This window comes from Cytobacillus sp. SAFR-174 (assembly GCF_051964675.1).
In the GTDB taxonomy this organism is placed as follows: Bacteria; Bacillota; Bacilli; order Bacillales; family Cytobacillaceae; genus Cytobacillus.
Genome location: NZ_JBQCMZ010000003.1, coordinates 63,012 through 76,426, shown reverse-complemented (window position 1 = coordinate 76,426; position 13,415 = coordinate 63,012). Strand labels below are relative to the sequence as shown.

Below are 13,415 nucleotides of genomic sequence, written 5' to 3'. Positions count from 1 at the left end.
ATTTAAAAAAACCATCAAATGAATGATGGCTTTCTCCCTTTATGTATTAAAACAGTTGATTCGGTTCCAGTTTTCCTTTTTGAATTAAATGGTCCCGCTTTTTATCTCTCCACATATCCGCTATGGTCGCGGCTATCAGTAATACTGTAAGCAGGATTCCTTTTCCTTCTGCCAGCTTAAATACCAGGGCGATAAAACCTTCAGACATGAAGGTTCCCATTAATGAACCCACAAGCATGATGATCCAGACAATCAATGCTCCTTCTAAAACGGCTAATGCTCTCATTTATTCGACCTCCCGGGTATATAAAATCATTATGCCAATACCCCGCAGACAGCAGTCTAAACGTTGATCTTGCAATTCGGGCATTCCTTTACTTTCCAAATATCTTCTGCCAGATGCTTTTGCTTTTTTCAGCCTCTAATGCACCGGCTACTTCTTCTACAGACTTTTGTGTCGCCATCAGTTTTTCATAGAGGGAAGTAACTTTTTCGCTCTCTTTTTCATAGCCTTGTGCATGGGCATTTCTTAAATCTTCAATTGTGAGTTTTAGCTCGTGCACCTCATGTATCAGCTGTTTGTTTTGTTCCCTGATTTTATTCTGGGTAAGACGGGATTGCTCGTTTTGCTGCACGAGGAAGCTGACAAGCTTTTTCATATCTGTCAGTTCGGAATTCACATTTACAAGCGAGGTGGAGCTGCTTTCTTCCTCATCCTCCACTGTAATGATGACCGGAATTCCTGCATCCTCAAGCTTTGCTGTAACTTCCTCTTTTTTCAGCCCATCTGAATATAATTTCCGGATAAATTTAAGCTTTTCAATTTCGGAAGCCTGGATTTTATAGCGATTATGTTCCTTCCGATAATTTATGTATTCTGCATGCTCCTGCAAATAACGCTTTAAGCTATTCTCAGGTATTTCCGGAAGTGCCTCTTTAAGCTCTTTCATTGTCAAATACTGATTCGCCAACGTCCTCAGCACCTTTCTTGGTATCTTGCCGATCCCCCAGCTTCCGCCGGGCATTACCCATGACTAACCACCTAACCGCCAACAAAACCACCATGGTCATTTTTGCGGTAAATGCTTCATCACTGATGTCATTTCTGCCGCCCTTTCTTCAACCATGAGTACGTCACTTGATCACTCTACACTCTTTGGAAACATTGATATATCAACATTTTGCAAATAACCATCCACCCATCAACCTGTTAACCGCTTACTGTTTCTGTTCAAATCTATCTTCCATTTCATCTATACTCTATCATAACTTTTCCAGCGTGGCGGGGAAAGAGACTTTTAACATAAAAATAAAATAGATTTCTCTATTCAATTTCAACCATCCAACCACCAACATATCAACCATGTTGTTTTTCAGGGAATGAGGCCCGCTTCTCCCCTCCCCTTTTTTGAAAATAGAACAGAAAAATGCACCTCGACTTAAGAGAGGTGCATTTCTATTAGTTTTGCGGTTTATATTCTTCCGGCCGTTCATTCGTCTGTTTAAAATGGTAACGGATCGCATCGCAAATTCTCCTGGAAGCATTTCCGTCTCCATACGGATTTACAGCTTTAGCCATTTTTTCATAAGCCGCCCCATCAGTCAGAAGCTCCGTTGCCAGTTCGTAAATTGGCTGTTCCTCGATGCCGGCAAGCTTAAGGGTTCCTGCTTCAATTCCTTCAGGCCTTTCCGTTGTATCACGCAGAACAAGTACAGGTACACCAAGTGATGGTGCTTCTTCCTGAACTCCGCCTGAATCGGTCAGAATCAGATGAGCTCGTGAAGCAAAATTATGGAAATCAATAACGTCTAGCGGCTCAATTAAGTGTATGCGGCTATCGCTGCCAAGGATTTCTGATGCAATCTCCCGTACAGCAGGGTTCATGTGAACGGGATAGACGACTTGTATATCTTTCTGTTCTTCCACCAGCCTTTTAATAGCCTTGAACATGTTGCGCATCGGCTCTCCCAGGTTTTCACGGCGGTGTGCAGTCAGCAGCACAAGGCGGTCATCGCCAATTTTCTCAAGGACTTCATGATGATACGAATCTTTAACCGTTGTTTTAAGCGCATCGATTGCCGTGTTTCCAGTGATGAAAATACTGTCACTCTTTTTATTCTCATTTAAGAGGTTTTCCGCTGACTTGGATGTTGGCGAGAAGTGCAGATCAGCCATGACACCTGTTAGCTGGCGGTTCATTTCCTCAGGGAATGGAGAATATTTATTCCATGTGCGCAGTCCCGCTTCAACATGGCCTACGACAATCTGGTTATAGAAAGCGGCAAGGCTTGCAATAAACGTTGTAGTGGTATCACCGTGAACAAGCACGATATCCGGCTTTACTTCCTTCATGATCTTATCAAGGCCTTCAAGTCCGCGTGTAGTCACATCCACCAGTGTCTGGCGGTCTTTCATGATATTCAGGTCATAATCTGGTGTGATCTTAAAAATATTTAATACCTGATCAAGCATTTCGCGATGCTGTGCCGTCACGGTCACAATCGATTCAAAATGCTCAGGATGTTTTTGAAGTTCAAGAACAAGAGGGGCCATTTTAATGGCTTCCGGCCTTGTCCCGAAAATCGTCATTACTCTTATTGAGGAAAACATTTAAAGCACCTTCCCCTTACATAAAAGATAAATACCTCTTATCTTTCTATGATTAAAAAAGGGATAAGGTGCTTCAAAAAGGAATTATTTTGTTCCAAATAAACGGTCGCCTGCATCGCCCAAACCAGGGACGATATAGCCTTTTTCGTTCAATTTTTCGTCTAATGCTGCAATGTAGATGTCAACGTCAGGATGAGCTTCTTTCACAGCTTCAACCCCTTCAGGAGCGGCAATCAGGCACATGAATTTAATGTTTTTGCCTCCGCGCTTTTTGAGAGAGTGGATGGCTTCAATCGCAGAGCCGCCAGTTGCAAGCATAGGGTCAACTACGATGAAATCTCTTTCTTCCACATCACTTGGAAGCTTCACATAGTATTCAACAGGCTGCAGGGTTTCCGGGTCACGGTATAAACCGATATGGCCCACTTTTGCAGCTGGAATCAGCTTCAGGATACCGTCAACCATTCCAATTCCTGCACGCAGAATTGGGATGATTCCCAGCTTCTTACCTGCAAGAACATTGGACTTCATCGTGCTGACTGGTGTATCAATTGTGATTTCTTCTAAAGGCATGTCACGGGTAATCTCGAATGCCATCAGAGTTGCCACTTCATCGACAAGCTCGCGGAATTCCTTTGTTCCCGTACTCTTTTCACGAATGTATGTAAGCTTATGCTGAATTAATGGATGATCAAAAACGTAAACCTTTGCCATGAGTATCTCTCCTTTTCATTATGCAGATTAGTCGAACCACACTTCGTCTAATTTTACAGAAAAACAATTCCATCGGCAACTATGATTCGTATTTGTAAAAGAAAAGTCATTATTACAAGAAAAGCGGAAGTAAACCTTTTATTGGCGACTTTGAAGGATTAGCTTAGAACAGGGAGCCAGACAGTTTCACTAAGTCCAAAATTTTCTTATGTTACCACATAAAAGCCGGCCTCAAGCTGAGACCGGCTGATTGATTAATATTCTGGATATAAAGTGAAGGTTCCTGTTAGGGCTTCTACGCGCTGAGCCGCTTCTTTAAGCTTCCCTTCATCTTCGTGATTTTTAAGTGTGAAGGCGATGATGGATGCAATTTCCTGCATTTCTTTTTCACCAAATCCGCGGGATGTAACGGCCGCTGTACCGATACGGATGCCGCTTGTGACAAATGGGCTTTCCGGATCGAAAGGAATCGTGTTTTTGTTGACTGTAATGCCGACCTCATCAAGTACTTTCTCAGCTACTTTCCCGGTTAGGCCAAGGGAGCGGAGATCAACCAGCAACAAATGGTTGTCTGTACCCTGTGATACAAGATCAATTCCTTCAGTCTTTAGTGCTTCAGCCAGCTTTTTGGCATTCGAAATGATATTGCCTGCATAGGTTTTGAAATCATCCTGAAGCGCTTCGCCGAAAGCAACCGCTTTTGCCGCAATGACGTGCATTAAAGGACCGCCCTGGATTCCAGGGAAAATGGATTTATCAATTTTCTTCGCATATTCTTCTTTGCAGAGAATCATGCCGCCGCGCGGTCCGCGTAATGTCTTGTGAGTAGTAGTTGTTACAAAGTCCGCGAACGGTACCGGATTCTGATGAAGCCCAGCAGCTACAAGGCCTGCAATGTGAGCCATATCAACCATCAGCATGGCACCGACTTCATCGGCAATTTCACGGAAACGCTTGAAGTCAATTTCACGCGGATAGGCACTTGCACCCGCTACAATTAATTTAGGCTTAGACGTGCGGGCTTTTTCAAGGACATCTTCGTAATCAATGCGGTGTGTTTCTTTATCCACGCCATATTCAACGAAATTGTACTGCACGCCGCTGAAGTTAACAGGGCTGCCGTGCGTTAAATGTCCGCCATGTGAGAGATTCATACCGAGAACAGTATCTCCCTGCTCTAAGACAGTGAAGTATACGGCCATGTTTGCCTGTGCACCTGAATGCGGCTGTACATTCACATGCTCTGCACCGAAAATTTCTTTCGCACGGTCACGGGCTAAATCTTCGACTACATCCACATGCTCACATCCGCCATAATAGCGGCGGCCCGGATAGCCTTCAGCATACTTGTTTGTTAAAACAGAACCCTGTGCTTCCATTACCGCTTCACTGACAAAGTTTTCAGAAGCGATTAATTCAATCTTTGATCTCTGGCGTCCTAATTCTTCCTGAATCGACTTGAAAACCTGCTCATCCTGCTGTGCTAAATGCTTCATAAGAATCCTCCCTTTTCTCCAACACACTTTTAATGAAGGCAAGCCTCTGAGGGCTTTCCAATTCTATGTATCGATCTTTTTGTGAAAATTCTTTTTTATTTTAGCATGTTTTCTGAAAAAGTGACAGGCACCTATACCAGTTTGGGAGATTGGTATGGGTACCTGTCACCATTCTTTTGGCGTGGCGGGTTCGGACTCTGAATCTATGACTTATGCTTTTTCTGTCCGAAGTTGCGCTGACTTCGGACTCTGAATCCCCGATTTCTACTTTTTGTGTCCGAAGGTGACCTAACTTCGGACTCTGAATCCTCTATTTCTACTTTTTGTGTCCGAAGGTGACCTGACTTCTGACTTTGAATCCCTGATTTCTGCTTTCTATGTCCGAAGTTAACCTGACTTCGGACTCTGAATCCATGATTTATGGTTTTTCAGTCCGAACTGACCTCCAGCGGTCAAAACTCATCAAGAATCCAACAGGGAGTATAAAGCCCCAATCACCAGGCGATCGGGGCATCAAATTAATATTTATCTACCTGCAGGATTCATTCTCAGCGTTCCGTTCATAGATCGCCCGGACACCGCCGATGAGTTTCGGCCTGGTTTTAGCCAGGGTGACGTGGGCCTCGCCGACTGATTTTTGGGATGTCCTGATTGGAACTGCGACATGCTTCAGGTGCATGCCGATCAGTGTGTCGCCGATATCAATGCCGGCATCTGCCTTGATAAACTCCACCATGACGGGATCTTTGAAGTGTTCATAGGCATATGTCGCCATCGCACCGCCGGCCTTGCGGTGAGGGATGACGGCCACTTCATCCAGATTTCTTGCCTCGGCAACAGCCCGCTCCACGACTAATGCCCTGTTCAAATGCTCGCAGCATTGAAAAGCCAGAGCAGCTCCGGTGTCCTGGCTGAGCTTGTCCAGACGCTCAAATATCATTTCAGCCACTTGTTCCGTTCCGGCTGTGCCTATTCGTTTCCCGGCGACTTCACTTGTGCTGCAGCCCACGGCAAGAATATGCTTTTCATTAAAAGGTACTTGTTCGCTGAATTCACGAATGATGGTATCCCATTCTTTTTTCCATTGATTGATCAAAAAGCTCACCCTTTCGAAAGTTTACTTCGTTTCGTAAGCAGTAATCTTTCCGACACGGTTTTCATGGCGGCCGCCTTCAAAATCTGTTGAAAGCCAAACTTTTGCAATTTCACGGGCCAGGCCAGGGCCAATTACCCGTTCACCCATCGCAAGGATATTGCTGTCATTATGTTCACGGGTTGCTTTGGCACTGAATACATCATGCACCAGTGCACAGCGGATTCCCTTTACTTTGTTGGCAGAGATGCTCATGCCGATTCCGGTTCCACAGATCAGAATGCCCTTATCGAATTCGCCGCCTGCAACCTTTTCGGCAACTGGCAATGCATAATCCGGATAATCTACTGAAGTTTCACACTCACAGCCGAAATCTTCATATTCAATGCCCATTTCATCCATTAAGCTTTTTATTTCTTCGCGGAGATTAAGTCCGCCATGATCTGATGCGATTGCAATTTTCATAATGAAACCCTCCAGTTTGAAGCCGCTTTATTTTGACATTATGCTCTTATTTTGACACAAAACCTTGAAAATATAAAGAAAGGGAGCCGCAATTTGGGCTCCCTTATAATTTAAATTTCGTAATGGTGCTATTTAATTTTTCTGCCTGCTCTTTTAGCTCAATAGCGAGCTTTTCCACATTGCCGATAACAGCGGTCTGGTGCTGAGTGGCAGCCGAAACCTCCTGTGCACCCGCTGATGTTTCTTCCGCAATGGCCGCTACTTCCTGAGATTGGGTGGATGTATGCTGGATGCCTTCCATCTGGGAATCCACCAGTCCTGAAATGGCAGACACTGAAGCAGCCATTTCATTGACCACTTTCGCCATTTCCTCTATCACTTCATTTGTTTTCGTGCCTTTTTTCACTTCATTATTAGCAGTCTCCACCTGATAAGAGATTTGCGTGACAACATTGCGGACCTCTTCCTGTATGTTCTGTATCAGCTCCGAGATGCCCTGGACTGCTTTAGCACTCTCATCTGCAAGCTTCCGCACTTCTTCAGCGACTACGGCAAATCCTTTGCCATGGTCCCCCGCACGGGCCGCTTCAATGGAAGCATTTAAAGCAAGAAGATTCGTCTGGGCTGCAATGTCACCGACAAGCTGTATAATCTGCTCTACCTTTACGGCATTCTGCTCAAGACGCTTGACTGTCTGAAGTGATTCCTCATTATCCTGGGCCAGTTTTTCTATGCCGGAAATAAGTGAATGGATTACCTTCTTTGATTCCATCAGGTCCTGAACCATTTCACCGGAAACATGCTGTGATGCTTTTGCTGTATCCTGGACTTCCTGGGCAATGCGCAGAACATCTTCCATGGATTCAGCTGTTGACTGAATGGAAACGGCAGAACTATCTGCTCCCTGGGAAATCTCGCTGATGGTCCTGGCAATCGCATCAGCCTGTTCTGCAGCTGCTGAGGACTCGGAGGACATGGCAATGACTTTTTCATTCGTTTCCCGGAAGTTCTCGTCAATCTTATGAACCATATCCCTTAAATTGAAAAGCATATGGTTGAACGCAATCCCCAATGAACGGATCTCATCATCTGACTTGGAAAGCTCTGCATCCTGGCCGATATCGCCATTGGCAGCCATGAGGGCCGTTTTTTCCAGCTTCTGCAATGGTTTAGTGATAAAGCCTGCTGCAAAAAAGGCTAGTACACCTGACCAGAAAATCCCCATTCCTAAGGTTAGAATAGTAAAAACAGCCTCTCCAAATGGAAGCATCTCTTCAATGCTTGGAAATAAGAAGTAAAGAAATATTGCACTTGTTGTGTATGTAATGATGGCCAGCGATGTGATGAATAACACGAGCTTTTTTCTCAGGCCGAATTTATAGCCCTTTTTCTCCCCCATTATGTTGTCCCCCTGATTAATCTTGTCTCTTTACGCGATCCAGAATCTGCTCAATCGCTTCTGTCAGATCTTTAAATGTGCTTCTATATATCTCAACCGGCCCGCCATATGGATCGATAATATCTCCCGATGCTCCGGCAAACTCTTTTAATGTGAAGGTTTTGCCCTCTGCACCTGGAAACATGGACAAAACCGTATTTTTGTGGCCTGCTGTCATCGTTAAGATATAGGTTGCCCAGTCTATTAGCTCTTCACCCAAACTGGATGACTGATGCTGAAGCGGAATTCCGTTCTCCTCCAGTACACTTTTCGTATTCTCGGACGCTTTACTGCCGTCTGCCGCATATACGCCAGCAGACTTCACTTCCAAATCGGGAATCGATCTGCTTTTTAAAATGGCTTCTGCCATCGGGCTTCTGCATGTATTTCCCGTACAAACAAATAATACATTTGCCATAGAAACTCTCCCTCCTTTTATATCGGTTTATTACTCTAAAACTTTATCCAAACTTTTCTTACATTATAAGACAATTTTCCTATAACACCTATAGCTCCCAAGCAAAAAAAAAGAAAAAGGGCAGCCTGCACCCTTTTCATTTTTCACAAAATATTAACATTTAAACAACGGCTGCATTTCCGCGACTTCTTATTCGACAAAATTCGAGCGGTACCTGTTACCCTATTAAAAGCTTTATCCCAAAAGCGAGGAGGATGGCGCCACCGAGAGCTTCGCTGTAGGAGCCGATCCAGCTTTGGACTTTTCTTCCGGTGAGGAGGCCGGCCCATGTGAGGATGGTCGCCCCGGCTCCGAAGAAGACGAGTACCAGTAAAGTTTTAGCTCCGTAGATTCCAAGGCTTAGGCCGACTGAAAAACTATCAAGGCTGACGCTCAGTGCAAAAATCAGCAGCCCTATGCCCACTGGCGTAATTAAGCTGTCTTCTTCATCCCTGAAGCTTGACCAAATCATCTGCACACCTAATAAAAGGAGCAGCCCCCCGCCAACATATCCGGCAATGGCTCCAAATGTATTTGAAAGGAATCTGCCTGCTATCATTCCCAATAAAGGCATCCATACATGGAAAAGTCCAATGGTGATGCCGATTTTAGCTATTTGTCTGAGGCGGAGTTTGTACATCCCCATGCCAAGACCTACTGAAAAGGCATCCATTCCCAATGCGAATGCCATTAAAGCCAGTGTTAGAATTTCCCCAATCATTGCAGACATTTTTCCGCCCCCTTGGACTTGCTAATTCAGCATATGCACGTCCAGGCGGATTTAGAATGCCCTTCCTCTTTACAAAACAAAAAACCGCTTCATGACGAAACGGTTTCTATATTATCTGCTAATGACCCTGTGTCCGGCTGCTTTCATCAGGCGGTTCATGATGGCATGCCCGACGCCTTCCCCCGGAAACATCTCACAGAAAATAATATCAGCATCAGTTGTATTAAAATATCTTAACGCTTCATAGAGAGAGCTTGCCACGGTCTCAAGCTTTTCCCGCTGCCCGCAGGCATACACATAGTCAGCATGATAGAATTCCCGGTTTTCCACTGTCGTCAGAACGCCAACCGAAAGACCTTCCTGCTTCTTATCCTCAACAAATTGCTGGATATCCTCTCTTGTTCCTTCTACTAAATAAAGAGGTGCATCCGGCGCATAGTGACGGTACTTCATGCCCGGAGATTTCGGCGCCTGGCTTTCATCCGTTAAGGCAGGGTCAACACTGACCTCTCCCACAACCTCTTCCAGCTGTTCTCTTGTAATGCCGCCCGGCCTTAAGATAACCGGCACTTCTCCCGTACAATCCACAACAGTTGATTCCACACCAACACCAGTCGGACCTCCGTCCACTAATCCGGCAATTCTTCCATTCAGGTCTTCCCAGACATGGTCAGCCGTTGTCGGACTTGGCCTTCCGGACCGGTTCGCACTTGGAGCCGCAATGGGCAGCCCAGTTTTCTTCAGCAAAGCCAGGGCAACAGGATGATCCGGCATTCTCACAGCCACTGTGGATAAACCTGCTGTGGCATATTCGGAAAGAACGCCCTCCTTATGAATAAAAATAAGCGTGAGCGGTCCCGGCCAAAAATGTTCTATCAGCGTCTGCGCCTTTTGCGGAATTTCTGTTATAAAAGCGTCCAGCTGAGCTTTATCAGCAATGTGGATAATCAGGGGATTATCACTCGGACGTCCTTTTGCCTCGAATATTTTTTTGACCGCTTGGTCATTTTTCGCATTCCCACCCAATCCATATACGGTTTCTGTTGGAAAAGCGACTACTTCATTATTTTTCAGCAAATCGGCAGCCTGTGTACACTGTGAATAACTATCTTCTTTATCCACACTGTTATCCACCGACCATCTTTTTGTAATCATTGTTATCCACCTTCATAAAAAATGTTTTTTTGCTGTCAAAATTCCTATGTTTTCGACATTTTTTTGAACATTCCTTTGGAAAGTATAGTAGAAGAAGCTGGATAACTCAAGTCTTATCCACAAATTGTGTATAAATAAGACGGATTTGTGTATAACTTTGGCAAGATACCCACAATTCACATCGATAATTTCAAAAAGAAAGAGTTATCCACAGTCAGGATGTGTTTAACATGCTCTGAATTGAATAATACTTCCGGCAAGTAAGCTGTTTCTTCTTCTTTGAAACCAAGCAGGCTGAAAAAGGGCAGTGAATTTCGTTTATTCGATGCGAGATACAAAGCCTCCATGCCCCGATCCCTGGCCAGCATTAATATTTGCTCAAACAAAATAAATAAATCTTTTTCAGTTGCTGTGGATGTCATCACAAGCGATCTCAAAAGACCGGCCTTTCCATGGGGTTCAATTCCCAGGGTAGCCTTAATATCCCCGGAATCATTCTCCATAATTAAAAAATATTCAATTGCTTCCTTTATCCCGTCCGTACTTAAGTTTGCCGATTCCAGAAATGATGCCAGATTCTCCACATCTGAAGCATGAGCACATCTCACTACACCTGTTTCCATTTCTTCACCCCATTTTCTTATTGTCACTCTATGAATATGAAAAAATAGAAAAAGTAGAACTAGATTTTCAGAGAAGAGGAAGTGTCTTGCCGACACCTCGAGGGGGCAGTCTGCTTGTGCTGGACAGTTAGCGGCATAAACTATGACTAAATAGAAAACACGGCAGCTGTCTGATGCGGCTGCCGTGTTATATTACTATCATATACATTTTTTCTGCGGCAGGTTTAGTCGTTCGAGTTGCCGCCTTTCCGGCCGATTTCTTCATAGAAATCGCGGTCATGATTTTCACTGGTTGCTTCTCCGCCTTTTTTGCCTATTTCCTGGTAGAATTCCTTGTCATGGTTTTCGGCTGTTGCTTCTCCGCCTTTTTGGCCAATCTCCTGATAGAAATCACTATCATGATTTTCTGCCGTCGCTTCGCCGCCTTTTTTGCCAATCTCCTGATAGAAGTCCTTGTCATGGTTCTCAGCTGTTGCTTCTCCGCCTTTGGAGCCGATTTCCTGATAGAAATCCTTATCATGGTTGCGGCTTGTTGCTTCTCCGCCCATGCGTCCCCGTTCCTCACGAGACATTTTATCATTGTTATTATTGTTGTTTTTAGCCATAATCTTTCATCTCCTTTTTTGTTTGTGTTTTGTTGCTACACTCCTTTAAATATCCGTTTTTAAGAGAATCAAACGCATGAAAGAAAGATGTTATATGCTTGTCTTAATTGTAATTTGATTTCCAACTTTTAAAATGATTCTAAAAAGGGGGTGGGGACGGGCTCGGGGTTCTGACTCTGCCTGCGCTTTTTCCTGCGTTTGTGTCTGAAGTTGACCCAGGTTCTGACTCTTCCTGCGCTTTTTTCTCACTTTTGTGTCTGAAGTTGACCCAAGTTCTGACTCTGAATCCCCTTTTCCCGCTCCCACTGTCCGAAGCCGACTCCAGGCACACCCATTAACTCACCGTAAAAAGAAAAACCCTGCTCTGCAGCAGGGTTTAACCAAAGATTTTTTCCCATATTTCTACTAAGAAGAATTTTACTTCTACCGGTTCTTCATCTTCCTCTGTATAAACCGGAGGAGTTTCTTTTTCGGAGTCTGTGTCAGCCGCGATTTCTTCTGCTTGTACTACTCCCTTCTTTTCTCCTTCTTCAAACCCTTCGCTTACAGCTACACCGTTTGAGAAGTCAAGGAAGCATAGAGGAGGGAATAGCACACACCACCAGTTGGCGCCTTTTCCTTCGCCAAGAGTGATGAGGATCGCTTCGTATTCGCCAGCAGGATATAAGAATTGTCCGTATAATTTCGTCGGGAAGCTGACTTTTCCAAAGTCGGCATTTACACTTTGGTTCGCCCCTTCTTCAGCAACTACTTGTTCGGCAATCTTCTGAATCTCAGGCAATCTGGACTGGATCAGTTCGCGGGCATCTTCGATAGAAGTCAGCTCTGCCACCCACTCTGTGATTTCTGCATTTACTGCGTCCCTTACTTTTCTTTTAACCGCCTGGTCCTCTTCATTATCACTATTGGCCAGAATGCGCAGCCTGATGGCCTCATTTGGTATGACCATCGGTTCATCAGCTGTCACTTCTGTCTGTGGTATATATAAACTCAAAATAGTTCCTAAGGATAAAATCAGTACATATAATTTCACAATCGTTTTTGTGTTCATCATTTCCGCCACCATCCCTTCACTATCCACAGTGTGGACAGGATGGCAGAATCTTAAACTATTAAAATTAATATTTTTCTAGTTTCTATTATTCGACAAAATTCGGGTGTTGCCTGTCACCCGATTTCCGCAAAAACCATCCGGTCTTTGCCGTTTATATCGTAGATGGTTTCGATATTGGCCTGTGGAAAAGTCTTTTGCAGGAGTGCAGAAACTGCTGCACTTTGGCCGGCTCCTACCTCGAAACCGATGAGGGAACGGTCTTTGATGACAGCTGGCAACTCTGCCATAAAGCGCTTGTATAGATCCAGTCCTTCTTCCCCTGCAAAAAGGGCACGATGCGGCTCGTGCTTGGTGACTACATCTGACATCCACTCGATATCCTTTTCCGGTATATACGGAGGGTTTGATAGAATGATATCAAATTTTTTTCCTTTTGAGATAAGAGGCTGGAGAAGGTCACCTTGGAAAAATTCGATTTCTGCGCCATTTTGTTCTGCATTTTTTTGAGCAAGCTCAAGGGTCGGCCCATAGATATCTGTGGCCGTGACATTTAATTCCGGTTTCTCGAGCTTCATCGTAACAGCAATCGCTCCGCTTCCTGTGCCAATGTCCGCCATTTCAAGCCCAGTTGCGGTACCAAACAGCTTATTTATCTTCTGCAGAGCGTTATAAACCAGTTCTTCTGTTTCCGGCCTTGGAATAAGCACATCTTCATTCACCTGGAAGGTGCGCCCGTAGAATTCCTCAGAGCCGATGATATACTGAACAGGATGGCCCGCTGCGTGTGCCTGCACTGCTCTCTGGAATTCAGCGATGACTTCCGGATGCAATTCTTCGCGCAGATTAGCCAGAAAGCTCGCCCTGCTCATCTTCATAAAATGCTGCAATAGCAGCTCACCGGCATTCTCATCCCGATTTGACTTCTTTAAAAAAGAAGAAGCCCAGTTGAGGGCTTCATATACTTTCATCGTTGA

15 protein-coding genes are annotated in these 13,415 nt (G+C 44.7%); all 15 read right to left on the bottom strand.

Going from position 1 to position 13,415, the window contains the following annotated elements:
* Positions 1 to 46 precede the first annotated feature (46 nt).
* The 15 genes from ACTHRG_RS04310 to prmC all read right to left on the bottom strand — a co-directional run bounded on the left by ACTHRG_RS04310 (position 47) and on the right by prmC (position 13,409).
* Positions 47 to 286, bottom strand: a complete 240-nt coding sequence (locus ACTHRG_RS04310) for a hypothetical protein (protein WP_076257111.1) — start codon at positions 284 to 286, stop codon at positions 47 to 49.
* An 88-nt stretch (positions 287 to 374) separates the two neighbouring features.
* Entirely contained in the window at positions 375 to 971 is a 597-nt protein-coding gene (locus ACTHRG_RS04305) for a hypothetical protein (protein ID WP_076257281.1), read from the bottom strand.
* Positions 972 to 1,459: 488 nt separating this feature from the next.
* Positions 1,460 to 2,611: a non-hydrolyzing UDP-N-acetylglucosamine 2-epimerase gene (gene wecB / locus ACTHRG_RS04300; protein ID WP_076257109.1), complete on the bottom strand. Its 1,152-nt coding sequence runs from the start codon at positions 2,609 to 2,611 to the stop codon at positions 1,460 to 1,462.
* 84 nt (positions 2,612 to 2,695) lie between these two features.
* Positions 2,696 to 3,325: a uracil phosphoribosyltransferase gene (gene upp, locus ACTHRG_RS04295; protein WP_076257107.1), complete on the bottom strand. Its 630-nt coding sequence runs from the start codon at positions 3,323 to 3,325 to the stop codon at positions 2,696 to 2,698.
* A gap of 254 nt (positions 3,326 to 3,579) precedes the next feature.
* A complete protein-coding gene (glyA, locus tag ACTHRG_RS04290; protein ID WP_076257105.1) occupies positions 3,580 to 4,821 on the bottom strand; it encodes a serine hydroxymethyltransferase in 1,242 nt (413 codons plus the stop codon).
* Between the two features lie 529 nt (positions 4,822 to 5,350).
* Entirely contained in the window at positions 5,351 to 5,917 is a 567-nt protein-coding gene (locus ACTHRG_RS04285) for a TIGR01440 family protein (protein WP_083675292.1), read from the bottom strand.
* 21 nt (positions 5,918 to 5,938) lie between these two features.
* Positions 5,939 to 6,379, bottom strand: a complete 441-nt coding sequence (rpiB, locus tag ACTHRG_RS04280) for a ribose 5-phosphate isomerase B (RefSeq protein WP_048010927.1) — start codon at positions 6,377 to 6,379, stop codon at positions 5,939 to 5,941.
* 103 nt (positions 6,380 to 6,482) lie between these two features.
* Entirely contained in the window at positions 6,483 to 7,778 is a 1,296-nt protein-coding gene (locus ACTHRG_RS04275) for a methyl-accepting chemotaxis protein (RefSeq protein WP_076257101.1), read from the bottom strand.
* A 16-nt stretch (positions 7,779 to 7,794) separates the two neighbouring features.
* Complete coding sequence (locus tag ACTHRG_RS04270; RefSeq protein ID WP_076257099.1) at positions 7,795 to 8,235, bottom strand: low molecular weight protein arginine phosphatase; 441 nt, start codon at positions 8,233 to 8,235, stop codon at positions 7,795 to 7,797.
* Between the two features lie 217 nt (positions 8,236 to 8,452).
* The gene (locus tag ACTHRG_RS04265) at positions 8,453 to 9,004 is read right to left on the bottom strand and encodes a manganese efflux pump MntP (RefSeq protein ID WP_076257097.1); all 552 of its coding nucleotides are present in this window, start codon (positions 9,002 to 9,004) and stop codon (positions 8,453 to 8,455) included.
* 111 nt (positions 9,005 to 9,115) lie between these two features.
* The gene (locus ACTHRG_RS04260; protein WP_076257095.1) at positions 9,116 to 10,159 is read right to left on the bottom strand and encodes an L-threonylcarbamoyladenylate synthase; all 1,044 of its coding nucleotides are present in this window, start codon (positions 10,157 to 10,159) and stop codon (positions 9,116 to 9,118) included.
* A 176-nt stretch (positions 10,160 to 10,335) separates the two neighbouring features.
* Positions 10,336 to 10,782, bottom strand: coding sequence for a hypothetical protein (locus tag ACTHRG_RS04255; RefSeq protein WP_076257093.1), 447 nt, complete (start codon positions 10,780 to 10,782; stop codon positions 10,336 to 10,338).
* A 224-nt stretch (positions 10,783 to 11,006) separates the two neighbouring features.
* Complete coding sequence (locus tag ACTHRG_RS04250; protein ID WP_076257091.1) at positions 11,007 to 11,387, bottom strand: KGG domain-containing protein; 381 nt, start codon at positions 11,385 to 11,387, stop codon at positions 11,007 to 11,009.
* A 376-nt stretch (positions 11,388 to 11,763) separates the two neighbouring features.
* Positions 11,764 to 12,438, bottom strand: coding sequence for a stage II sporulation protein R (gene spoIIR, locus ACTHRG_RS04245; RefSeq protein ID WP_286147941.1), 675 nt, complete (start codon positions 12,436 to 12,438; stop codon positions 11,764 to 11,766).
* Between the two features lie 116 nt (positions 12,439 to 12,554).
* Positions 12,555 to 13,409 carry a peptide chain release factor N(5)-glutamine methyltransferase gene (prmC, locus tag ACTHRG_RS04240; RefSeq protein WP_076257085.1) on the bottom strand — a complete coding sequence of 285 codons (855 nt, stop codon included), beginning with the start codon at positions 13,407 to 13,409 and terminating at the stop codon, positions 12,555 to 12,557.
* Positions 13,410 to 13,415: the final 6 nt, after the last annotated feature.

Bases quoted from the DNA above. Each gene is read 5' to 3' on its own strand.
- ACTHRG_RS04310 (WP_076257111.1), bottom strand. From the start codon at position 286: ATGAGAGCATTAGCCGTTTTAGAAGGAGCATTGATTGTCTGGATCATC.
- wecB (WP_076257109.1), bottom strand. From the start codon at position 2,611: ATGTTTTCCTCAATAAGAGTAATGACGATTTTCGGGACAAGGCCGGAA.
- upp (WP_076257107.1), bottom strand. From the start codon at position 3,325: ATGGCAAAGGTTTACGTTTTTGATCATCCATTAATTCAGCATAAGCTT.
- glyA (WP_076257105.1), bottom strand. From the start codon at position 4,821: ATGAAGCATTTAGCACAGCAGGATGAGCAGGTTTTCAAGTCGATTCAG.
- rpiB (WP_048010927.1), bottom strand. From the start codon at position 6,379: ATGAAAATTGCAATCGCATCAGATCATGGCGGACTTAATCTCCGCGAA.
- ACTHRG_RS04275 (WP_076257101.1), bottom strand. From the start codon at position 7,778: ATGGGGGAGAAAAAGGGCTATAAATTCGGCCTGAGAAAAAAGCTCGTG.
- ACTHRG_RS04270 (WP_076257099.1), bottom strand. From the start codon at position 8,235: ATGGCAAATGTATTATTTGTTTGTACGGGAAATACATGCAGAAGCCCG.
- ACTHRG_RS04265 (WP_076257097.1), bottom strand. From the start codon at position 9,004: ATGTCTGCAATGATTGGGGAAATTCTAACACTGGCTTTAATGGCATTC.
- ACTHRG_RS04260 (WP_076257095.1), bottom strand. From the start codon at position 10,159: ATGATTACAAAAAGATGGTCGGTGGATAACAGTGTGGATAAAGAAGAT.
- ACTHRG_RS04255 (WP_076257093.1), bottom strand. From the start codon at position 10,782: ATGGAAACAGGTGTAGTGAGATGTGCTCATGCTTCAGATGTGGAGAAT.
- ACTHRG_RS04250 (WP_076257091.1), bottom strand. From the start codon at position 11,387: ATGGCTAAAAACAACAATAATAACAATGATAAAATGTCTCGTGAGGAA.
- spoIIR (WP_286147941.1), bottom strand. From the start codon at position 12,438: ATGAACACAAAAACGATTGTGAAATTATATGTACTGATTTTATCCTTA.
- prmC (WP_076257085.1), bottom strand. From the start codon at position 13,409: ATGAAAGTATATGAAGCCCTCAACTGGGCTTCTTCTTTTTTAAAGAAG.